This window comes from Streptomyces sp. NPDC016459 (assembly GCF_040632845.1).
In the GTDB taxonomy this organism is placed as follows: Bacteria; Actinomycetota; Actinomycetes; order Streptomycetales; family Streptomycetaceae; genus Streptomyces.
Window position 1 is genome coordinate 129,992 of the sequence record NZ_JBEYCR010000002.1, and the last position, 21,355, is coordinate 151,346.

Here is a 21,355-nt window from a genome sequence, read left to right on the forward strand (position 1 = left end):
GATGTCCTAGAGGTGTCCGAGGAGGCGGGAGACCGCTTCCTCACCAATGAGCTGAAAACAGGGGGAGTCCGTGGCGCGTACGCGTGCAGGCTTGGTTATGGTGACGGCCCTCGTCGCCGGTATCGCACCGGTGGCGCTCGGGGGAGCTGCGGCCGTGGCCGCGCCGGCGGTGAACCGGGCGGAGGCCGCCGTGGAGCCCGGCACGGTGGTCCAGGACGGGGGCCGGACGAAGGTGTGGGCCGGCGAGGAGGGTCCGGGGACCGTCCGTTTCCGCGTCTCCCTGCCGGCCGGGGTGACCGGTCCGGTGACGGCGACGCTCGGATTCGGCAAGCCGATATCCGAGTGGCCCGGCGCCGGCACCACCCCGGATCGTGTCGCGCGGAGGATGGACACGACCGCGTCGGTGGATGGGGCCGCCCCGGTGCCCCTCTCGTGGTACATGAACGATGACTACGAGAGGGAGCCGATAGCCGTCGACCTTCCCGCCGTCGAGGCCAAGGCCACCCTGGACTATGCCGTGACGTTCGACTTCGGCTCCTGGGACAGTTGGTTCGGTTCGTTCGACCTGTCGGTGACGCTGAAGGATGCCCAGGGGAGGGTGGTCTCGAAGGGCGCTGCCGGCGTGGACGCCGTCCTCGGCACCCCCGAGGCGGGTCTGCGCGGTGCCGTCCACGCCCGCGACAAGGGCGGCGTCCTGTGGCGGTACGAGGCGACCGGATCGGCCGACGGCAAGCTGACGGCGCGTAAGCGCGTCGGCGGCGGCTGGGGTGTGTACACCGCGATCGTGCCGCTCGGCGACATCTCCGCGGCAGGCTGGGGCAGTCTGGTCGCCCGCGACAAGGACGGCGTCCTCTGGTACTACCAGGGCTCCGGCAATCCGGAGGCCCCCTTCAAGCCCCGCGTCCGTGTCGGCGGCGGCTGGAACATCTACACAGAGATTGCCCACGACAGCTATGGCTATGGCACGAATCTGTACGCCCGCGACCAGAGCGGCGTCCTGTGGGAGTACGTCAATGACTCCTACGGCAAGTTCTATCCGCGCCAGCGCGTCGGCGGCGGCTGGAACGCCTACACCAAGATCAGTGGATACGCCGACGGCCTGATCGCCCGTGACACGGCTGGCGTCCTGTGGAAGTACACCCACAGCTCCGCCGAGCACCCGTCGAGCGGGCCGTTCGACGCGCCGGTGAAGGTCGGCGGCGGCTGGAACGTCTACAACACGCTCGCCGGCACCGAGGACCTCGGCCGTTTGAACGGCCTCGACCTGCTGGCCCGCACCCCCGGAGGCGACCTGTACGCCTACCAGCGCAAGCTGTCCGGATTCGGTTACGTTCCGACGACCCGCACCAAGATCGGCTGGGACTGGGACATCTACAACCTCGTCCTCTGAGCGATCCGGCGGGAATTCCCGGGGACCATAAGACACACCACTCAAACGGCCCTGGCCGCGGCAAGCGCCCTGCTCGCCGCTCCCGGGCGACGGTCAGAGTCGGTGTGGGCGCTTCGGCTTGAGGGTCACCGCGCCGCAGGGCTGGTATCCGGCGGCCTGCACCGATTCGATGACGCCCTGGCGGGCGGATGCCTCGCTGTGGGAGTCGATGAGACCGCTGTGCTTACCCCGGCGGCCCTTGCTGTCGGCCGCTTCGACGGTGAATTTCCAGGTCAACAGTGGTGCGCCCACTCGGGTCCTCCGGTGTGATTCGGGTTGATGGCCACTCCTGCCGCTCGAAAGAGTGGAGGGAGCGGCGACGCTACTTCTTGGTGGCGTTCTTCTCGGCGCGCTCGCGGGCGCGGTCGATGATCCGGTCGATCTTCTCTTCCAGGTCGCCCTGGTAGACGGTGTCGCTCGCGATCGACCGCTTGCACATGCGGGCGAACGTTCAGCGCGATCCGGGTGTGCTCACCGGCGGTGAGCTTGGGGTAGTTCGGGTCCTGCTCGGCGTTCCTCCTGCTGGCCACGACCGGTTTCCCTTTCCGTTGCCGGGGCTGTCCCGGCTCCCCTCACCGCCCGAACGTGTCGGGCGGATCGGGCAGCCGTCAGCGACGGCGCTTGCGGGCCTTGCTCAGGGTCTTGGCGGCGGCCTTGCCGTCCGGTCCGCCGCCCGACTTCACGACGCTCACGACGCCCCGCGCGAGGACGGTGGCGAGGAACGCGAGCAGGGCCAGATTCGCGGCGATGGCGGTGAGCGCCCCGACGAGCAGCGGGCCGAAGTAGACCCCGGCGGCCACGGTGCCGGCGCCGATGCCGGAGCCGAGCGCGATCCGCTGGACCGTGCGGTCCGGCGGGGCCTGGTGGATGTGCTGGTGCACCACTTGCGGGCCGGTCGGCTGGATCGGGACGGGGAGGTGGTCGGCGTAGGTGTAGGTGCCGTCCGGCAGCTGCACGACCCGGACCGGCTCGGGGAGGTTGTTCATGGGTTCTCCCAGGTCAGAGTGGACGCTAGAGTCGCGACCATGGGGGATCAATGCGGCAAGGCGGCAGGGGGAGCCGTGGCCGTGTGGCTGCTGGAGGAGTTCGACCGGTCCACAGGCGCGTACTGGTGCCGTCACCTGCTGACTGGGCTTTCGGACGCCGAGGTGCGGTCCTGGCTTGGACTGGAACGACTCGATGGGGACCTCTACGACGTCCCTGTCGAGGGCTTGATGAACATCTCGCGCCGGTACGGGATTGCGGTGTCACCGGGCGAGGTTGAGTACCTGCTCGGTCGGGGAGCGAACCCGACGGCCTGACAGGAGCCCGCCAGACGACGGGACCTTTCTGGCCGGTCAGCCGGAGTTCGACTGCTCGGGGTAGGCGCAGGGGGTGCACATGCCGAGCGAGGACGGGATGTGGTATCCGGCGTCCCGCCCGCACTCCGGGCAGATTCGGCGGGCCGCGTTCGCCCGCTCCAGGGCCGCCCACCGGGCCGGTGTCGTCGGCCGGACCGGGGCGGCGAGGTCGATCCGGTAGAGGAAGGCGACCAGCGGTTCGCGCCGTCGGCGGGGGCGTTCGAGCTGGCCCACGACTGGCTGACCGGCCGGACGCAGACCCAGCGCCCGAAGCTGCCGGAAGGTCACCAGTCCTTCGGGGGCCAGGCGCCAGCGGTAGACGGCGAGGGTGCTCATGAGGCGGTCGGGGTGACGCGCCGCCATGCTGCCCGCAGCCGCATCTCACTCGCGCTGTGACCGGCCGCCCCGGAAGCGGATCGACAGCTCGCGGTAGGACAGCGGCGGCGACTGGCTGGTGCGGAGCTCCATGCCGATCCGGTCCAGTTCGGCATCGCTGAGGGCGGGAGCGGCGGGATGCCGAGCTGCTGGAGGCCGCCGCCGTCCCCTCTCGCCACCACCGACTTCCACCCGCTCGACGGCGCCCGTTTCCTCCGGGACCGGTTCATTCAGCGAGCGGCGCCGGAGACCTACGCGGCGAACGAACGAGTGGAGGGCCGCCTGACTGCCGCCGCGACCGACGTTCAGCCGATGTAGGGCTCGCGCCGCGACTCGTCCAGACCGTGCTGGATACGCAACCGCATGGACGGGTGGATATCCAGGTCATCGAGGTCCGCTGGAGCCATCCAGCGGACCTCTTTTACCTTGAGAAATCCTTGCGGAGCTGCTCGGCGCGCTCGATTCTATTGTTAGAGAATCCGCCTTTGCGCATCTTCACTGCAGATCGACTCAGTCGTACTGGAGAGGGTAAAGGCTCGTATGCCGAAGGGTTTGCTGCGGCTGTGATAATCGCAATGTCAATGTCCTGTACAGTGACGCTCTGCGGCCCCAGCGTCCGCATCATCAAGGTCTGACCGTGAGGCCGTCGACATGCTTGCGGCCGATATTCTCAACCTGAATGGTCAGAGCTGAAAGGAATCGAGCGGTTTGTGTGCACTGCTCTTCATGGCTAAGGTTTACCTCTGCCTTCCCTGCCATGTTTTCGGTAGCTGTTTGGCGCCATGCTTGCGGATTGCCTCATGCAAGTCGCTGACGGGAGTCGCGTGATCATCGGAAACTTCGATTCGGCCACGGGCGAGTCGAAAGGATCGCAAGCTTTGGATAGCGGCTTCAAGGCTCTGGGGATCACCCCTCGCCAGGCCATGTGTCGTAGCCAGCCTGCAAGGGGGCTTCTCTTTGAGGTCGATCCACCGCAAGAACAGGTGGGTCAGACCGCCTTCGTTGGCTAGCTGATTGATGGTCGTGAACGGGCCAACCGCAGGGTCGCGGTGCTTACCAGAGACCGGCTCCGCCTCGGGTCCTTGTAGAACCACCCAGTCTTCGTGGTACTCGCAGAGGATGCGACCATCGTTGGTTGCGGACGGACGCTTGGCTGGGCCAAGGGACATGAGGTAGAGCTTCAGCCCATCGGCAGCGGCCATGGCCGCTGCCATTCGTAGCGATCGAGTGTGTTTGCACCCGATCATCTGGTTGTGGCATCGCGACAACTAGTTGCGCAGCTGTCAGCTCTGGCTCCTCAGACAACGCGCCCCACCCCGGCTCGCATCTAGCAGTGTCCGGAGATCTTGGCATAGGGGCATACAGAAGCGCAGCCGATACGACATAGGCGACGAGAATGCCTCATGAACGCCCTACCATCTGTCAGTCGCGCAACCTGGACGAGGCGCGGACGAGGACCACAGAGGGGGCTCCGTCACAGGCTCCGTGCGCAGATCAGAGGGCATGAACGTGGACCGGCGTCAGGAGTCTGTAAATCCGTCGGCTTAGCCTACCCAGGTTCGAATCCTGGCGTCGCCACGCGATACGAAAGGTCCCCGGTGCTTGCACCGGGGACCTTTCCTCGTTTCCGGAGGTCAGTTTCCGGCCACGTCCTTCACCGCGACCGACAGCGGGGTCGAGCCCGCGATCAGTTCCAGGGTGAGGCCGGCCGTCGCCGGGGTGTCGAGGATCTCCACGAGGGTCGCCGCCACGTCGTCGCGGGGGATCGGCCCGCGGCCCGTGCGGGCCTCAAGCCGGACCATGCCCGTGCCCGCGTCGTTCGTCAGGGTGCCCGGGCGCAGGATCGTCCAGTCCAGCGCCGTCCGTGCGCGGACCTCGTCGTCGGCGGCCCCCTTGGCGCGGAGGTACGCGTCGAAGATCTCGTCACCCGGGTGGGACGCGTCCGCGCCCATCGACGACACGACGACATAGCGCCGTACGCCCGCTCGTTCCGCCGCGTCCGCGAAGAGCACCGCCGCCGCGCGGTCCACCGTGTCCTTGCGGTCCGCGCCGCTGCCCGGTCCCGCGCCCGCCGCGAAGACGGCCGCGTCGGCGCCCTGGAGGACCGCCGCGACCATCTCCACCGACGCCGACTCCAGGTCCAGGATCACGGGCTCGGCCCCCGCGTCCCTCAGGTCTCCGCCCTGTCCCGGGTCGCGGATGATCCCCGCGACCTCGTGCCCGCCCGCCGACAGCAGCCTCTCCAGGCGCAGGGCGATCTGTCCGTGTCCTCCAGCGATGACGATGCGCATACTCACGACCGTACGACGGGACCGGCCGGAGGGCTCCCCGGCTCCGGCGGACGCTCCGGCCGCGCCTGCCGCGGCAGATCGAGCGCCGCCGCCGAATCGCAGTACTCCCGCACCGCGCTCGTCCGCGCCACCACCCGCCCCCGGTGCACCACGATCCGGCTGTACGCGAGGGACAGCACGCCCGACAGACGCTCACCGCGCACCGCAAGCAGCTCCGCCGGGAAGCCGGCCTCCACCCGCACCTCCGGCAGCCCCATCACCTCCCGCGCCTCAGCGCTCACCGCCGCGTACGCCTCCTCGGCCGGCAGCCCGCCGAGCGAGGCCAGCAGGTAGGCGGCCTCCAGCGGGTCCCCCCGCCCCACCGGGTTGGACACGTCCCGCAGCGCTCCGCTGCCCGCCGCGACCCGCACCCCGGCCGCCCGCAGCAGCCGTACGGGCGCCGCCCCGCGCCGTTCCGTACCGTCGCAGCCGCCCTGCGGGAGGCACACCACCGTCACCCCGGCCGCCGCCAGCTGGTCCGCCGCCCTGCGCACCGCGTCGGCGGGGAGCCCGCCGAGCCCCGCGCACGGGCCGATCGTCACCCCGGGCCGCATCCCCCCGGCCATCGCCGCCAGCCGCGCCAGCCGGGCCGGGTCGTCCCCGTCGGTGTGCAGGTCGACCGGCACCCCGTGCTCGGCCGCGACCTCCAGGACCGCCTCCACGTAGCCGGCGGGGTCCGGGTCGAGGTCCGGACAGCCGCCGACCACTCCCGCGCCCATCTTCACCGCGTCCCGCAGCATCGCGAGACCGTCCGCGCCGGCCACCCCGGTGAGCAGCCGGGGCACGGCTACGGCGGTCAGGTCGGCGAGGCCGCGCAGGGAGCGGCGGGCCTGGAGCACCGCTTCGAGCGGCCCGAGCGCGTGCACGTCACCGATCCGCACGTGCGCGCGGAGCGCGGTCGCGCCGTGGCCGAGCTGGAGCAGCGCGGCCTCGGTGGCGCGGCGCTGCACGTCCTCCGGCGCGTACGAGACGGGGCCGGGGGAGTCGGCGGACAGCGCCGTGTCGGCGTGGGCGTGGGGCTCGGCGGCGGCGGGCAGCAGCAGATAGCCGGCCAGGTCCACGCGCGCGCCCACGGGGGTCAGACTCCCGGCCGTACCGACGGCCTCGATCCGGCCGCCGACGAGCCGGACGTCCACGGTCCGTCCGTCGGTGAGCCGCGCGTGGGAGAGCAGGAGCGAGGTCGAGTCGGCGGTGGTGGCGGCCCCGTCGTCGGGCGGCTGGGGCTGCTTGCTTTCGGCTGACATCGGGGCTCCTCAAGGCTCCTCAAGATCAAGATCACGAAGCGTGGGGGCCGAGCCTAGGGGCGCTCGCTGCGACCTTCGAGGAGGAGCGCAATAGTCGTACCGATGAGGCCACGAGTGGCGTACGTGACCCCTGGTGAGGACCGTCCCGCGGGGGCCGCGAAACGGATTTGGGTGATGGGCCGGAGACCGTGTAATGTCTTCCTCGCTCGCCCCAATAGCTCAGTCGGTAGAGCGTCTCCATGGTAAGGAGAAGGTCTACGGTTCGATTCCGTATTGGGGCTCTGGTGGGAAGGAACCCGTCTTCGGACGGGATCCGGATCATCAAAGCGGTGTAGCTCAGTCGGTAGAGCAAGCGGCTCATAATCGCTGTGTCACCGGTTCAAGTCCGGTCACCGCTACACACGGTAGCCGATTGTGGGGTCGGTCCTTCGATCGGCTACTCTTTTATGCGTTCATCCGTCCACCGTCCGTCCAAGGAGCACTCACGTGGCTGCCACCGACGTCCGCCCGAAGATCACGCTGGCCTGCGTGGAGTGCAAGGAGCGGAACTACATCACCAAGAAGAACCGGCGTAACAACCCGGACCGACTTGAGATGAAGAAGCACTGCCCTCGCTGCAACTCGCACACCGCGCACCGCGAGACGCGTTAACCAGGCTCGTACACGAGGCCGTCCCCATTCGGGGGCGGCCTCGTGTCGTTTGTCGGCAACAGAACCAGGAGGTATCGAGTCCATGGCGCTCGACCAGTCCTTCGTGGGCCGGACCTATCCGCCCACCCCGCCCTACGAGGTCGGCCGCGAGAAGATCCGCGAGTTCGCCGAGGCGATCGGGGACGCCAATCCCGCGTACACGGACGCCGAGGCGGCCAAGGCGCTCGGCCACCCCGAGGTGATCGCCCCGCCCACCTTCGTGTTCGCCATCACGTTCAAGGCGGCCGGAGCGGTCATCGAGGACCCGCAGCTGGGCCTCGACTACAGCCGGGTCGTCCACGGCGACCAGAAGTTCGCCTACACCCGGCCCGTACGCGCCGGGGACCGGCTCTCGGTCACCTCCACCATCGAGGCGATCAAGTCCATGGCGGGCAACGACATCCTGGACATCCGCGGCGAGGTCCACGACGCCTCGGGCGAGCACGTCGTCACCGCCTGGACCAAGCTCGTCTCCCGCGCACCCGAGGAGGCCTGACCATGACCGCGAAGATCAGCTACGACGAGGTCGAGGTCGGCACCGAGCTGCCCGCGCAGTCCTTCCCCGTGACGCGCGCCACGCTCGTCCGGTACGCCGGCGCCTCCGGGGACTTCAACCCCATCCACTGGAACGAGAAGTTCGCGGTGGAGGTCGGCCTCCCCGACGTCATCGCCCACGGGATGTTCACCATGGCCGAGGCGATCCGCGTCGTCACCGACTGGACCGGCGACCCCGCCGCCGTCGTCGAGTACGGCGTCCGCTTCACCAAGCCGGTCGTCGTCCCCAACGACGACCAGGGCGCCCTCGTGGAGGTCAGCGCCAAGGTCGCCGCGAAGCTGGACGACCAGCGGGTGCGGGTGGACCTCACCGCGATGTGCGCCGGGCAGAAGGTGCTGGGGATGAGCCGGGCCGTGGTCCGGCTCGCCTGACGTTGTGAGGCCCATGACCTCTTGCTTGCGCAAGAGGTCATGGGCTTTTCTCGTACCCTTGGGCCCGTGCAGCTTCTCCACGACGCCCCCCTCGCCCCCCTGACCACCTTCCGGCTCGGCGGTCCCGCCGCTCGGCTGGTCACCGCCACCACCGACGACGAGGTCGTCGCCGCGGTCCGCGAGGCCGACGCCTCCGGGACGCCGCTGCTCGTCATCGGCGGCGGATCCAACCTGGTCATCGGGGACAAGGGCTTCGACGGCACCGCACTGCGGATCGCCACCACCGGCTTCTCCCTCGACGGGACCCGCCTCGAACTCGCCGCCGGCGAGGTCTGGACGGATGCCGTCGCCCGGACCGTCGAGGCCGGGCTCGCCGGGATCGAGTGCCTCGCCGGCATCCCCGGCTCGGCCGGTGCGACCCCGATCCAGAACGTCGGCGCGTACGGGCAGGACGTCTCCGCCACCGTGACCGAGGTCGTCGCCTACGACCGGCGCGCCGACGAGACGGTCACCCTCACCAACGCCGAGTGCGCCTTCTCCTACCGGCACAGCCTCTTCAAGGACCACCCCGAGCGGTACGTGGTGCTGCGGGTCCGTTTCGAGCTCGAGGACGCGGACGGGATGTCGGCGCCGATCAAGTACCCCGAGACCGCGCGCGCCCTCGGGGTCGAGGCGGGGGACCGGGTGCCGCTCGCGCGTGCCCGCGAGACCGTCCTGCGGCTGCGCGCCGGCAAGGGCATGGTCCTGGACCCCGAGGACCACGACACCTGGTCCGCCGGGTCGTTCTTCACCAACCCGATCCTTGACGACGAGGAGTACGCCGCCTTCCACGCGCGCGTGACCGAGCGGCTCGGCGCGGACGTCACCCCGCCGGCCTTCCCCGCGGGCGAGGGCTTCACCAAGACCTCCGCCGCCTGGCTGATCGACAAGGCCGGGTTCACCAAGGGGTACGGCTCCGGGCCCGCGCGGATCTCCACCAAGCACACGCTCGCCCTCACCAACCGGGGCGAGGCGACCACCGAGGACCTGCTCGCGCTCGCCCGCGAGGTCGTCGCGGGGGTCCGGGAGGCCTTCGGGATCACGCTGGTCAACGAGCCCGTCACGGTGGGCGTGGCCCTCTAGGGCGCCACACCCGCGAGCCGCCCGGGGGACTCAGCCGGCGATCCAGTCGTCGATCCCCGCGAGCAGCTTCGTCCGTACGCCCTCCGGGGCCGCCGAACCGCGCACCGACTGCCGTGCCAGCTCCGCCAGCTCCGCGTCCGTGAACCCGTGGTGCCGGCGGGCGATCTCGTACTGCTCGGCCAGCCGCGAGCCGAAGAGCAGCGGGTCGTCCGCGCCGAGCGCCATCGGCACCCCCGCCTCGAAGAGGGTCCGCAGCGGCACGTCCTCGTGCCTCTCGTACACCCCGAGCGCCACATTGGACGCCGGGCAGACCTCGCAGGTCACACCCCGCTCCGCGAGCTTCCGCAGCAGCCGCGGGTCCTCCGCCGACCGCACGCCGTGCCCCACCCGTGTCGCCCGCAGATCGTCCAGGCAGTCGCGTACGGACGCGGGGCCCGCCAGCTCGCCGCCGTGCGGGGCCGCGAGGAGGCCGCCGTCCCGCGCGATGGCGAAGGCCCGGTCGAAGTCCCGGGCCAGGCCCCGCCGTTCGTCGTTGGAGAGTCCGAAGCCCACCACGCCCCGGTCCGCGAACCGCACCGCGAGCCTGGCGAGCGTCCGCGCCTCCAGGGGATGCTTCATCCGGTTCGCCGCGACCAGCACCCGCATCCCGAGCCCGGTCTCCCGCGCGGCCGCCTCGACCGCGTCGAGGATGACCTCCAGGGCCGGGATGAGCCCGCCGAGATGCGGCGCGTACGAGGTGGGGTCGACCTGGATCTCCAGCCATCCGGACCCGTCCCTGACGTCCTCCTCGGCCGCCTCGCGCACCAGCCGCTGGATGTCCTCGGGCGTCCGCAGGCAGGAGCGGGCGATGTCGTAGAGCCGCTGGAAGCGGAACCAGCCGCGCTCGTCGGTCGCCCGCAGCTTCGGAGGCGTACCGCTGCTCAACGCCTCGGGAAGGTGCACGCCGTACTTGTCGGCCAGCTCGATGAGCGTCGTGGGCCGCATCGAACCGGTGAAGTGCAGATGCAGATGCGCCTTGGGCAGCAGGGTGATGTCGCGGTGTCCGTACGGGGGGGTCGGGGGGTGTCCCCCTGAAGAGGCCAGCATCGATCGATCCTGCCGCACCCGAACGGAGCAGGACACCCCGTTTCCCCGATCGGGACCTCGATAGAACGCAAAAACGGGCCCCCGGCTCCGAAGAACCGGGGGCCCGCAGGGCACGGGGCCGTAGATCAGACGGTGGCCTCGGCGAGCAGCTTCTGCATCCGGGACACGCCCTCAACCAGGTCCTCGTCACCCAGCGCGTACGACAGACGCAGGTAGCCCGGCGTGCCGAAGGCCTCGCCCGGGACGACCGCGACCTCGGCCTCGTCCAGGATCAGGGCCGCGAGCTCGACCGAGGTCTGCGGGCGCTTGCCGCGGATCTCCTTGCCGAGCAGCGCCTTCACCGACGGGTACACATAGAACGCGCCCTCCGGGTTCGGGCAGAACACGCCGTCGATCTCGTTGAGCATCCGCACGATCGTCTGGCGGCGCCGGTCGAAGGCGCGGCCCATCTCGGCGACCGCGTCCAGGTCGCCCGACACGGCGGCGAGCGCGGCCATCTGCGCCACGTTGCTCACGTTGGACGTGGCGTGCGACTGCAGGTTGGTCGCCGCCTTCACGACGTCCTTCGGGCCGATGATCCACCCCACCCGCCAGCCGGTCATCGCGTACGTCTTGGCGACACCGTTGACGACGATGCACTTGTCGCGCAGCTCCGGCATGACCGACGGCAGCGAGACCGCGGACGCGTCGCCGTACACCAGGTGCTCGTAGATCTCGTCCGTCAGCACCCACAGACCGTGCTCGACGGCCCAGCGGCCGATCGCCTCGGTCTCGGCCTCGCTGTAGACGGCGCCGGTCGGGTTCGACGGGGAGACGAAGAGGACAACCTTGGTCCTCTCCGTACGGGCCGCCTCCAGCTGCTCCACCGAGACCCGGTAGCCGGTGGTCTCGTCGGCCACGACCTCCACCGGGACACCGCCCGCGAGGCGGATCGACTCGGGGTACGTCGTCCAGTACGGCGCCGGGACGATCACCTCGTCGCCCGGGTCGAGGATCGCGGCGAAGGCCTCGTAGATCGCCTGCTTGCCGCCGTTGGTCACCAGGACCTGGGAGGCGTCGACCTCGTAGCCGGAGTCGCGGAGCGTCTTGGCGGCGATGGCGGCCTTCAGCTCGGGGAGGCCACCGGCGGGCGTGTAGCGGTGGAACTTGGGGTTCTTGCAGGCCTCGATGGCCGCGTCGACGATGTAGTCCGGAGTCGGGAAGTCGGGCTCACCCGCGCCGAAACCGATCACCGGGCGCCCGGCGGCCTTGAGAGCCTTGGCCTTGGCGTCGACGGCGAGGGTGGCGGACTCGGAGATCGCACCGACGCGGGCGGAGACCCGACGCTCGGTGGGAGGGGTAGCAGCGCTCATACGGCCCATCGTCCCAGACCGCCTCAGGGCCCGGCACACAGGTTTCACGGACCGGACAGGAACGGTCATTCCCGGTCGTACGCGCGTCCGACGGCAGGTCGCCCGTGGTTTCTGTTCGACGTGGAGCCCTCTGACCACGTATGCTCACTGCTCGTTGGCCCGCACCGACCACATCTCACGATGCGGTAGGTTGGGGACACCAACAAAGGGTCGTAGCTCAATTGGTAGAGCACCGGTCTCCAAAACCGGCGGTTGGGGGTTCAAGTCCCTCCGGCCCTGCTACACACACCGCCAGGTGTTGTGCGCATGTACGTACTTCATTGCACCGCCGTGCGGCTCCACCCGGGCGCGGCACGGCCGACCCGGAATCAGGTGAGAGATCGTGACGGACGCCGTAGGCTCCATCGACATGCCTGATGCCGATGACGAGGCCGAGAAGAAGAAGTCCCGCAAGGGCGGCAAGCGCGGAAAGAAGGGCCCTCTGGGCCGTCTCGCGCTCTTCTACCGCCAGATCGTCGCCGAGCTCCGCAAGGTCGTCTGGCCCACGCGCAGCCAGCTGTCGACGTACACCACTGTGGTGATCATCTTCGTCGTCATCATGATCGGCCTTGTCACCGTGATTGACTATGGCTTCCAGGAAGCAGTCAAGTACGTCTTCGGCTGACTTTTTGTTCCACCCCATCTGTATCGCAGGAAGAAGCAGCCACCGTGTCTGACGCGAACCTGAACGACGCCTTCGAGTCCGAGTCCGTCGAGGACGAGCAGGACATCGTCGAGGCGGCCGACGAGGACCAGGCGGACGCTGCTGACGACGTTGCCGGCGACGCCGCCGAGGAAGCCGCTGTCCACGTCGAGGACGAGGACGAGCAGGAGATCGACGAGGACGTCGACGCCGCCCTGAGCGACGAGGACGAGACCGTCGACGCCGCCCCCGAGGGTGACGAGGACGAGACCGCCGACGTCGAGGACGCGGACGCCGAGACCGTCGCGGACGCCGACGAGGAGACCGAGGAAGAGGCCGAGCCGGCCGCCCCGGTCGACCCGGTCGCCGCGCTCCGCGAGGAGCTGCGCACCCTCCCCGGCGAGTGGTACGTCATCCACACCTACGCGGGCTACGAGAAGCGCGTGAAGGCGAACCTCGAGCAGCGCGCCGTCTCGCTCAACGTCGAGGACTTCATCTACCAGGCCGAGGTCCCCGAGGAAGAGATCGTCCAGATCAAGGGCGGCGAGCGGAAGAACGTCAAGCAGAACAAGCTTCCCGGCTACGTTCTCGTCCGCATGGACCTGACGAACGAGTCCTGGGGCGTCGTCCGCAACACCCCCGGCGTCACCGGCTTCGTGGGCAACGCCTACGACCCGTACCCGCTGACCCTGGACGAGATCGTCAAGATGCTCGCCCCGGAGGCCGAGGAGAAGGCCGCCCGCGAGGCCGCCGAGGCCGAGGGCAAGCCGGCTCCGTCCCGCAAGCTGGAGGTCCAGGTCCTGGACTTCGAGGTCGGCGACTCGGTCACGGTCACGGACGGTCCCTTCGCGACCCTCCAGGCCACGATCAACGAGATCAACCCCGACTCGAAGAAGGTCAAGGGCCTCGTCGAGATCTTCGGTCGCGAGACCCCGGTCGAGCTCAGCTTCGACCAGATCCAGAAGAACTGATCTCATAGGTTTCCGACCAGGTCAGAGTGGCTCTCACAGCTGCTCTGACCTGCTCGGTTTTTAGCCGCGCGCCTATACCCGTTATCGTTGTGCGGTATGCCTCCATCCGGATGACCGGACGGCGGGCTGAACACTCTCACTAGGACCCGGAGAGAGCAATGCCTCCCAAGAAGAAGAAGGTCACGGGGCTTATCAAGCTCCAGATCAACGCCGGTGCGGCGAACCCGGCCCCGCCGGTCGGTCCCGCACTGGGCCAGCACGGCGTCAACATCATGGAGTTCTGCAAGGCCTACAACGCCGCGACCGAGTCGCAGCGTGGCATGGTCGTGCCGGTGGAGATCACGGTCTACGACGACCGCTCCTTCACCTTCATCACCAAGACTCCGCCGGCCGCCAAGCTGATCCTCAAGGCCGCGGGTGTGGACAAGGGCTCCGGCGAGCCGCACAAGACCAAGGTCGCGAAGCTCACGGCCGCCCAGGTCCGCGAGATCGCCACGGTCAAGCTCCCCGACCTGAACGCCAACGACCTTGACGCCGCGTCGAAGATCATCGCCGGCACCGCCCGTTCCATGGGCATCACGGTCGAGGGCTGATCACCCCCCTCGTGACCTAGTGGTAGGGCCGGCGCGGCCCGCACCACGACTCCGTACCTGAACCAACAGGAGCAGAAGTGAAGCGCAGCAAGGCTCTCCGCAGCGCGGACGCCAAGATCGACCGGGAGCGGAACTACGCCCCCCTCGAGGCCGTCCGTCTCGCCAAGGACACCGCCACCACGAAGTTCGACGGCACCGTCGAGGTCGCCTTCCGCCTGGGTGTCGACCCGCGCAAGGCCGACCAGATGGTCCGCGGCACCGTGAACCTCCCGCACGGCACCGGCAAGACCGCCCGGGTCCTGGTCTTCGCGACCGGTGACCGTGCCGAGGCCGCGATCGCCGCCGGCGCCGACATCGTCGGCTCCGACGAGCTCATCGACGAGATCTCCAAGGGCAACCGCCTGAACGAGTTCGACGCCGTGGTGGCCACCCCGGACCTCATGGGCAAGGTCGGCCGCCTCGGCCGCGTCCTCGGCCCGCGTGGTCTCATGCCGAACCCCAAGGTCGGCACCGTCACCCCCGATGTCGCGAAGGCTGTCAACGACATCAAGGGCGGCAAGATCGAGTTCCGCGTCGACAAGCACTCGAACCTGCACTTCATCATCGGCAAGGTCTCCTTCGACGAGACGAAGCTGGTCGAGAACTACGCTGCGGCTCTGGACGAGATCCTCCGTCTGAAGCCGTCCGCCGCCAAGGGCCGCTACATCAAGAAGGCGACCCTGACGACGACGATGGGCCCCGGCATCCCGCTGGACTCCAACCGCACCCGCAACCTCCTCGTCGAGGAGGACCCGGCCGCGGTCTGAACCCCATCGGTTCACTGAGTGGTCGACAGGCCCCCGCCTCTCCTCGGAGAGGCGGGGGCCTGTTCCTTGTTACGGTGCAGGGAGAGCGAAGACGTCGATCAAGGGGTGGGGAACTCTCATGAACAGGTCAGCAGGGAAGCGCGCCGGCGTCGCCGTCACGGCGATGGCACTCGCGTGGGGTGTCGCGGGCTGTCAGGACGGCACGGGCACGGCGTCCGACGCCCCGAAGTCCCAGAGCCAGGGCGACGTCACGAAGGTCATCCAGGCCGCGTACGAGAAGACCTCCGCGGCCAAGGCCGCCAAGGTCAGGATGACGATGAGCATGTCCGGTGCCGGGGCGGACTCGGGCACCGCCGAGCTGACCGGCGTCCAGGGCTGGGACCCCGCGGTCATGGACATCACCATGAAGGGCTCCATGCTGAGCGGCGCGGCCGCTTCCGGCGCCCCCGAGCAGATGCGCATGGTGATGCTCGACAACGTCATGTACATGGACATGGGCGTGAAGCAGGCCGCCGAGATGGACGGCAAGCGCTGGATGAAGCTGGACCTGAAGGCCGCCGCGGACGCCTCCGGCGACAAGGCGCTCCAGAAGCAGCTGACCGGCGGCCTGGACAGCATGAACCAGGACCCGGCCCAGCAGCTCGCGCTGCTCCTCGACTCCCCGAACCTCAAGCACGTCGGCGCCGAGAAGATCAACGGCATGGAGACGCAGCACTACAAGGGCACGTTGACCTTCGAGCAGATGCTCAAGGCCAACAACACCTCCAAGGCGCTCTCCAAGGAGGACTACGACACCCTCATCGCCAACGTGAGGAAGGCGGGCCTCAAGGGCTACGACACCGAGGTCTGGGTCAACGAGGAGGGCTACCCGGCGCGCATGGACATCGGCATGACCATGGCCGAGGGCACGATGCGGATCCGGGCCGACTACAGCGACTACGGCACCCAGGCCGCCGTCCAGGCGCCGCCGGCCAAGGACACGCTGGACCTCTTCGAGATGCTGAAGGGCCTCGGCAAGGCCTGATTTGCCCTTTGCCGGAACGGTCACGTACTCTTCCACAGAAGCCAAAGACCGCTGGTCGTTACTGCGCCCCAGGGTGCGGTGGCCGAAGGATTCGCTGAGACGCGAACGACCCGCGCAGGTGTTTGTGGAAGAGTTCCCGGATCTTCGTGATGCGGTTGAGCTGAGCCCCGAGCGCTTGCGCCGGGGCGTTTTGTTTTGTCAGCCCCTTCTGAGCGGTCCTCATCACCCGGAAGGAGGCCGACGCTCTATGGCAAGGCCCGACAAGGCTGCCGCGGTAGCCGAGCTTGAGGACAAGTTCCGCAGCTCGAACGCCGTCGTGCTGACCTCGTACACGGGGCTCACCGTGGCGCAGCTCAAGACGCTGCGTCGTTCGCTCGGTGAGAACGCCCAGTACGCCGTGGTGAAGAACACGCTGACCAAGATTGCGGCCAACCAGGCCGGGATCGCCGCGCTGGACGACCAGCTTGCTGGTTCGACCGCGGTCGCCTTCGTCACCGGTGACCCGGTGGAGTCGGCGAAGGCTCTGCGTGACTTCGCCAAGGAGAACCCGAACCTCGTCATCAAGGGCGGTGTCCTTGATGGCAAGGCGCTCTCCGCCGACGAGTTCAAGAAGCTCGCGGACCTCGAGTCCCGCGAGGTTCTGCTCAGCAAGCTGGCCGGCGCGTTCAAGGGCAAGCAGTCTCAGGCTGCCTCGCTCTTCCAGGCGCTGCCGTCGAAGTTCGTCCGCACCGCGGAGGCGCTTCGCGTCAAGCTCGCCGAGCAGGGCGGTGCCGAGTAACTCGGCTCGCGCACTGATCCGCGCCGCCTAGTGCGCGGGTCACAGCGGGCCGTTACGCCCGCCTCTACATACATCCGGCACCTGCCGAATTAGTGGAAGGATCGCCCATCATGGCGAAGCTCTCTCAGGACGACCTCCTCGCCCAGTTCGAGGAGATGACCCTCATCGAGCTCTCCGAGTTCGTGAAGGCGTTCGAGGACAAGTTCGACGTCACCGCCGCCGCGGCCGTCGCCGTTGCCGGCCCGGGCGCCCCGGCCGCCGGTGCCGAGGCCGTCGAGGAGCAGGACGAGTTCGACGTCATCCTCGAGGGTGCCGGCGACAAGAAGATCCAGGTCATCAAGGTCGTGCGCGAGCTCACCTCCCTGGGCCTCAAGGAGGCCAAGGACCTCGTCGACGGCACCCCGAAGCCGGTCCTCGAGAAGGTCGCGAAGGAGGCCGCCGAGAAGGCTGCCGAGTCCCTCAAGGCCGCCGGCGCCTCCGTCACGGTCAAGTAAGACCGTTTCGGCTCGCTGAGCTGACTCCTGCCCCCGTGTAACGCGGGAGCACCGAGAGGCGATCACCCTTGTGGGTGGTCGCCTTTCGGCGTTCCCCGGGAAGGGCGTGGCGGGGCCGCTGAGGGCCGCCGGGAGCGGAGTATGGTGATCTTCGCCGTGCGCCCCGCACACCGGGGGGCCTTGACGAACCGCACGCAGCGCGCAATTCTCAGGACGCGTCGTCACAACGATCCGTTTCCGAGGCATGGATCGACGACTGAACGGGCAGTATCGAGGTGCGCCGCACGGCGCGAGTAGCGCGGAGTTGAGAGCAACGAGGGTCGCGAGGAACTCGCCCTGGACATCAGTGAGCCAAGTGGCTACACTGACCCTTTGCGCTGCCTGTTAGCTGCCCCCTGCCCGTCACCAGGGGCATACCTTCGCATCCGCTTCGTGGACCGACCCCGTCCGAACTGGCCTTTTGGTCATGTCAGGAAAAGTCTGCCGTGAAGCGCTGCAGGGGACCGGTACGCGCGTAGTGAGTCCGAGCCCTCGGAAGGACCCCCTCTTGGCCGCCTCGCGCAACGCCTCGACCAATACGAACAACGGCGCAAGCACCGCCCCGCTGCGCATCTCCTTTGCAAAGATCAAGGAGCCCCTCGAGGTTCCGAACCTCCTCGCGCTGCAGACCGAGAGTTTTGACTGGCTGCTCGGCAACGCCGCCTGGAAGGCTCGCGTCGAGGCTGCCCTTGAGTCGGGACAGGACGTCCCCACGAAGTCCGGCCTGGAAGAGATCTTCGAGGAGATCTCGCCGATCGAGGACTTCTCCGGGTCGATGTCGCTGACCTTCCGCGACCACCGCTTCGAGCCGCCGAAGAACTCGATCGACGAGTGCAAGGACCGTGACTTCACGTACGGCGCCCCGCTCTTCGTCACCGCCGAGTTCACCAACAACGAGACCGGCGAGATCAAGTCCCAGACGGTCTTCATGGGCGATTTCCCGCTCATGACGAACAAGGGCACCTTCGTCATCAACGGCACCGAGCGTGTCGTGGTGTCGCAGCTGGTCCGTTCGCCGGGTGTCTACTTCGACTCCTCCATCGACAAGACGTCCGACAAGGACATCTTCTCCGCCAAGATCATCCCGTCCCGGGGTGCCTGGCTGGAGATGGAGATCGACAAGCGCGACCTGGTCGGTGTCCGCATCGACCGCAAGCGCAAGCAGTCCGTCACCGTCCTCCTCAAGGCTCTCGGCTGGACCACCGAGCAGATCCTGCAGGAGTTCGGCGAGTACGAGTCCATGCGCGCCACCCTGGAGAAGGACCACACCCAGGGCCAGGACGACGCACTGCTCGACATCTACCGCAAGCTCCGTCCGGGCGAGCCGCCGACCCGTGAGGCCGCTCAGACGCTGCTCGAGAACCTCTACTTCAACCCGAAGCGCTACGACCTCGCCAAGGTCGGCCGCTACAAGGTGAACAAGAAGCTCGGCGCCGACGAGCCGCTGGACGCCGGCGTGCTCACCACCGACGACGTCATCGCCACGATCAAGTACCTGGTCAAGCTCCACGCGGGCGAGACCGAGACGATCGGCGAGAACGGCAACGAGATCGTCGTCGAGACCGACGACATCGACCACTTCGGCAACCGTCGTCTGCGCAACGTCGGCGAGCTCATCCAGAACCAGGTCCGCACGGGTCTGGCTCGTATGGAGCGCGTCGTGCGGGAGCGCATGACCACCCAGGACGTCGAGGCGATCACGCCGCAGACCCTGATCAACATCCGGCCGGTCGTCGCCTCCATCAAGGAGTTCTTCGGCACCAGCCAGCTGTCCCAGTTCATGGACCAGAACAACCCGCTGTCGGGTCTGACGCACAAGCGTCGTCTCTCGGCGCTGGGCCCTGGTGGTCTGTCCCGTGAGCGGGCCGGCTTCGAGGTCCGAGACGTGCACCCGTCCCACTACGGACGCATGTGCCCGATCGAGACCCCCGAAGGCCCGAACATCGGTCTGATCGGTTCGCTCGCCTCGTACGGCCGCGTCAACGCGTTCGGCTTCATCGAGACGCCGTACCGCAAGGTCATCGACGGCCAGGTCACCGACGAGGTCGACTACGTCACCGCCGACGAGGAGGACCGCTTCGTCATCGCGCAGGCCAACGCCGCGCTCAACGACGACATGCGGCTCACCGAGAACCGCGTCCTGGTGCGCAAGCGTGGCGGCGAGGTCGACTACGTCCTGCCGTCCGAGGTCGACTACATGGACGTCTCGCCGCGCCAGATGGTGTCGGTCGCGACCGCCATGATCCCGTTCCTCGAGCACGACGACGCCAACCGCGCCCTCATGGGCGCGAACATGATGCGGCAGGCGGTGCCGCTCATCAAGTCGGAGGCACCGCTCGTCGGCACCGGCATGGAGTACCGCTGCGCCACCGACGCCGGTGACGTGCTCAAGGCCGAGAAGGACGGTGTCGTCCAGGAGCTGTCGGCCGACTACATCACGGTCGCCAACGACGACGGCACGTACATCACGTACCGCCTGCACAAGTTCTCCCGCTCCAACCAGGGCACCTCTGTGAACCAGAAGGTCGTCGTGGACGAGGGCGACCGCGTCATCGAGGGCCAGGTCCTCGCCGACGGTCCCGCCACCGAAGACGGCGAGATGGCCCTCGGCAAGAACCTGCTCGTGGCGTTCATGCCGTGGGAGGGTCACAACTACGAGGACGCGATCATCCTGTCGCAGCGCCTCGTGCAGGACGACGTCCTCTCCTCGATCCACATCGAGGAGCACGAGGTCGACGCCCGTGACACCAAGCTCGGCCCGGAGGAGATCACCCGGGACATCCCGAACGTCTCCGAGGAGGTCCTCGCCGACCTCGACGAGCGCGGCATCATCCGTATCGGTGCCGAGGTCGTCGCCGGCGACATCCTCGTCGGCAAGGTCACGCCCAAGGGCGAGACCGAGCTGACCCCGGAGGAGCGCCTGCTCCGCGCGATCTTCGGTGAGAAGGCCCGTGAGGTCCGTGACACCTCCCTGAAGGTGCCGCACGGCGAGATCGGCAAGATCATCGGCGTCCGCGTCTTCGACCGCGAGGAGGGCGACGAGCTTCCCCCGGGCGTGAACCAGCTGGTCCGCGTCTACGTCGCCCAGAAGCGCAAGATCACCGACGGTGACAAGCTCGCCGGCCGTCACGGCAACAAGGGCGTCATCTCCAAGATCCTGCCCATCGAGGACATGCCGTTCCTCGAGGACGGCACCCCGGTCGACATCATCCTCAACCCGCTGGGTGTCCCGTCCCGAATGAACCCGGGACAGGTCCTGGAGATCCACCTCGGCTGGCTCGCCAGCCGCGGCTGGGACGTCTCCGGCCTCGCGGACGAGTGGGCGCAGCGCCTCCAGGCGATCGGCGCCGACCAGGTCGCCCCGGGCACCAACGTCGCCACCCCCGTCTTCGACGGTGCGCGTGAGGACGAGCTCGCGGGTCTGCTGAACCACACCATCCCGAACCGCGACGGCGAGCGCATGGTGCTCCCGACCGGTAAGGCGAGGCTGTTCGACGGCCGCTCCGGCGAGCCGTTCCCGGAGCCGATCTCGGTCGGCTACATGTACATCCTCAAGCTCCACCACCTGGTCGACGACAAGCTCCACGCGCGTTCGACCGGTCCGTACTCGATGATCACCCAGCAGCCGCTGGGTGGTAAGGCCCAGTTCGGTGGCCAGCGCTTCGGTGAGATGGAGGTGTGGGCGCTGGAGGCATACGGCGCCGCGTACGCCCTCCAGGAGCTGCTGACGATCAAGTCCGACGACGTGACCGGCCGCGTGAAGGTCTACGAGGCCATCGTCAAGGGCGAGAACATCCCTGAGCCCGGCATCCCCGAGTCCTTCAAGGTGCTCATCAAGGAGATGCAGTCCCTGTGCCTCAACGTGGAGGTGCTGTCCTCGGACGGCATGTCCATCGAGATGCGCGACACCGACGAGGACGTCTTCCGCGCAGCGGAGGAGCTCGGCATCGACCTGTCCCGGCGTGAGCCGAGCAGCGTCGAAGAGGTCTGACGGGAGTCCGGCCGGGGGGACCAGTCACGGTCCCCCCGCCGGCCCCAGGACCCCCGTATCAGACCCCAAGCCTTACAACCCT

Annotated in this window: 22 protein-coding genes, 3 tRNA genes and 2 pseudogenes; 17 read left to right on the forward strand and 10 right to left on the reverse strand. The window is 68.4% G+C overall.

Annotated features, from left to right (window positions below):
* Positions 1–91: 91 nt before the first annotated feature.
* Positions 92–1,390: a hypothetical protein gene (locus ABZ567_RS06110; RefSeq protein WP_360785268.1), complete on the forward strand. Its 1,299-nt coding sequence runs from the start codon at positions 92–94 to the stop codon at positions 1,388–1,390.
* A gap of 93 nt (positions 1,391–1,483) precedes the next feature.
* Here ABZ567_RS06110 and ABZ567_RS06115 read toward each other — a convergent pair whose 3' ends face one another.
* The 3 genes from ABZ567_RS06115 to ABZ567_RS06125 all read right to left on the reverse strand — a co-directional run bounded on the left by ABZ567_RS06115 (position 1,484) and on the right by ABZ567_RS06125 (position 2,415).
* Positions 1,484–1,666, reverse strand: coding sequence for a hypothetical protein (locus ABZ567_RS06115; protein ID WP_360785270.1), 183 nt, complete (start codon positions 1,664–1,666; stop codon positions 1,484–1,486).
* An 85-nt stretch (positions 1,667–1,751) separates the two neighbouring features.
* Complete coding sequence (locus tag ABZ567_RS06120) at positions 1,752–1,868, reverse strand: DUF6257 family protein (RefSeq protein ID WP_360785272.1); 117 nt, start codon at positions 1,866–1,868, stop codon at positions 1,752–1,754.
* Between the two features lie 169 nt (positions 1,869–2,037).
* Complete coding sequence (locus ABZ567_RS06125; RefSeq protein ID WP_360785274.1) at positions 2,038–2,415, reverse strand: DUF6251 family protein; 378 nt, start codon at positions 2,413–2,415, stop codon at positions 2,038–2,040.
* Between the two features lie 75 nt (positions 2,416–2,490).
* Between ABZ567_RS06125 and ABZ567_RS06130 the strand changes: the two genes are divergently transcribed.
* The gene (locus tag ABZ567_RS06130) at positions 2,491–2,730 is read left to right on the forward strand and encodes a hypothetical protein (protein ID WP_360785275.1); all 240 of its coding nucleotides are present in this window, start codon (positions 2,491–2,493) and stop codon (positions 2,728–2,730) included.
* Between the two features lie 36 nt (positions 2,731–2,766).
* On the opposite strand, the gene ABZ567_RS06135 is transcribed toward ABZ567_RS06130, so the two are convergent.
* The 5 genes and pseudogenes from ABZ567_RS06135 to ABZ567_RS06155 form a co-directional block, all read right to left on the reverse strand.
* Positions 2,767–3,105: an RRQRL motif-containing zinc-binding protein gene (locus tag ABZ567_RS06135; protein WP_360785277.1), complete on the reverse strand. Its 339-nt coding sequence runs from the start codon at positions 3,103–3,105 to the stop codon at positions 2,767–2,769.
* A pseudogene (locus ABZ567_RS06140) lies at positions 3,102–3,279 on the reverse strand (protein spdB); the annotation flags it as partial. The gene ABZ567_RS06135 and the pseudogene ABZ567_RS06140, both read right to left, overlap by 4 nt.
* 170 nt (positions 3,280–3,449) lie before the next feature.
* Positions 3,450–3,572 (reverse strand): annotated as a pseudogene (locus ABZ567_RS06145) (NUDIX hydrolase); the annotation flags it as partial.
* A 1,206-nt stretch (positions 3,573–4,778) separates the two neighbouring features.
* On the reverse strand, positions 4,779–5,435 hold the full coding sequence (locus ABZ567_RS06150; protein WP_360785279.1) for an NAD(P)H-binding protein: 657 nt from the start codon (positions 5,433–5,435) through the stop codon (positions 4,779–4,781).
* A gap of 2 nt (positions 5,436–5,437) precedes the next feature.
* Complete coding sequence (locus tag ABZ567_RS06155) at positions 5,438–6,718, reverse strand: amidohydrolase family protein (RefSeq protein ID WP_360785280.1); 1,281 nt, start codon at positions 6,716–6,718, stop codon at positions 5,438–5,440.
* Between the two features lie 208 nt (positions 6,719–6,926).
* On the opposite strand from ABZ567_RS06155, the gene ABZ567_RS06160 reads away from it, so the two are divergent.
* The 6 genes from ABZ567_RS06160 to ABZ567_RS06185 all read left to right on the forward strand — a co-directional run bounded on the left by ABZ567_RS06160 (position 6,927) and on the right by ABZ567_RS06185 (position 9,457).
* Positions 6,927–6,999: transfer RNA gene (locus tag ABZ567_RS06160), tRNA-Thr, on the forward strand.
* A 44-nt stretch (positions 7,000–7,043) separates the two neighbouring features.
* Positions 7,044–7,116: transfer RNA gene (locus ABZ567_RS06165), tRNA-Met, on the forward strand.
* Positions 7,117–7,204: 88 nt separating this feature from the next.
* Complete coding sequence (gene rpmG, locus ABZ567_RS06170; protein WP_003956487.1) at positions 7,205–7,369, forward strand: 50S ribosomal protein L33; 165 nt, start codon at positions 7,205–7,207, stop codon at positions 7,367–7,369.
* 82 nt (positions 7,370–7,451) lie between these two features.
* Positions 7,452–7,904 (forward strand): MaoC family dehydratase N-terminal domain-containing protein, encoded by a 453-nt coding sequence (locus ABZ567_RS06175; RefSeq protein ID WP_360785282.1) that lies wholly within the window; start codon positions 7,452–7,454, stop codon positions 7,902–7,904.
* A 2-nt stretch (positions 7,905–7,906) separates the two neighbouring features.
* The gene (locus tag ABZ567_RS06180) at positions 7,907–8,335 is read left to right on the forward strand and encodes a MaoC family dehydratase (RefSeq protein WP_360785284.1); all 429 of its coding nucleotides are present in this window, start codon (positions 7,907–7,909) and stop codon (positions 8,333–8,335) included.
* Between the two features lie 66 nt (positions 8,336–8,401).
* Positions 8,402–9,457, forward strand: a complete 1,056-nt coding sequence (locus ABZ567_RS06185; RefSeq protein ID WP_360785286.1) for a UDP-N-acetylmuramate dehydrogenase — start codon at positions 8,402–8,404, stop codon at positions 9,455–9,457.
* 30 nt (positions 9,458–9,487) lie between these two features.
* On the opposite strand, the gene ABZ567_RS06190 is transcribed toward ABZ567_RS06185, so the two are convergent.
* Positions 9,488–10,543: an adenosine deaminase gene (locus ABZ567_RS06190; RefSeq protein ID WP_360785288.1), complete on the reverse strand. Its 1,056-nt coding sequence runs from the start codon at positions 10,541–10,543 to the stop codon at positions 9,488–9,490.
* 125 nt (positions 10,544–10,668) lie between these two features.
* Positions 10,669–11,895, reverse strand: coding sequence for a pyridoxal phosphate-dependent aminotransferase (locus tag ABZ567_RS06195; protein WP_360785290.1), 1,227 nt, complete (start codon positions 11,893–11,895; stop codon positions 10,669–10,671).
* A gap of 206 nt (positions 11,896–12,101) precedes the next feature.
* On the opposite strand from ABZ567_RS06195, the gene ABZ567_RS06200 reads away from it, so the two are divergent.
* From ABZ567_RS06200 to rpoB, 9 genes are all read left to right on the forward strand, one after another.
* Positions 12,102–12,174: transfer RNA gene (locus ABZ567_RS06200), tRNA-Trp, on the forward strand.
* 103 nt (positions 12,175–12,277) lie between these two features.
* On the forward strand, positions 12,278–12,559 hold the full coding sequence (gene secE / locus ABZ567_RS06205) for a preprotein translocase subunit SecE (RefSeq protein WP_055599927.1): 282 nt from the start codon (positions 12,278–12,280) through the stop codon (positions 12,557–12,559).
* A gap of 44 nt (positions 12,560–12,603) precedes the next feature.
* Positions 12,604–13,548 (forward strand): transcription termination/antitermination protein NusG, encoded by a 945-nt coding sequence (gene nusG / locus ABZ567_RS06210; RefSeq protein WP_360785292.1) that lies wholly within the window; start codon positions 12,604–12,606, stop codon positions 13,546–13,548.
* 158 nt (positions 13,549–13,706) lie between these two features.
* On the forward strand, positions 13,707–14,141 hold the full coding sequence (rplK, locus tag ABZ567_RS06215) for a 50S ribosomal protein L11 (RefSeq protein WP_315891551.1): 435 nt from the start codon (positions 13,707–13,709) through the stop codon (positions 14,139–14,141).
* Positions 14,142–14,218: 77 nt separating this feature from the next.
* On the forward strand, positions 14,219–14,947 hold the full coding sequence (gene rplA / locus ABZ567_RS06220) for a 50S ribosomal protein L1 (RefSeq protein WP_188269125.1): 729 nt from the start codon (positions 14,219–14,221) through the stop codon (positions 14,945–14,947).
* Positions 14,948–15,065: 118 nt separating this feature from the next.
* Entirely contained in the window at positions 15,066–15,971 is a 906-nt protein-coding gene (locus ABZ567_RS06225) for a hypothetical protein (protein WP_360785294.1), read from the forward strand.
* 247 nt (positions 15,972–16,218) lie between these two features.
* Positions 16,219–16,749, forward strand: a complete 531-nt coding sequence (rplJ, locus tag ABZ567_RS06230) for a 50S ribosomal protein L10 (RefSeq protein WP_360785295.1) — start codon at positions 16,219–16,221, stop codon at positions 16,747–16,749.
* A gap of 110 nt (positions 16,750–16,859) precedes the next feature.
* Complete coding sequence (gene rplL / locus ABZ567_RS06235) at positions 16,860–17,243, forward strand: 50S ribosomal protein L7/L12 (RefSeq protein ID WP_030213912.1); 384 nt, start codon at positions 16,860–16,862, stop codon at positions 17,241–17,243.
* A 547-nt stretch (positions 17,244–17,790) separates the two neighbouring features.
* Positions 17,791–21,273: a DNA-directed RNA polymerase subunit beta gene (gene rpoB / locus ABZ567_RS06240; protein ID WP_360785297.1), complete on the forward strand. Its 3,483-nt coding sequence runs from the start codon at positions 17,791–17,793 to the stop codon at positions 21,271–21,273.
* Positions 21,274–21,355 lie beyond the last annotated feature (82 nt).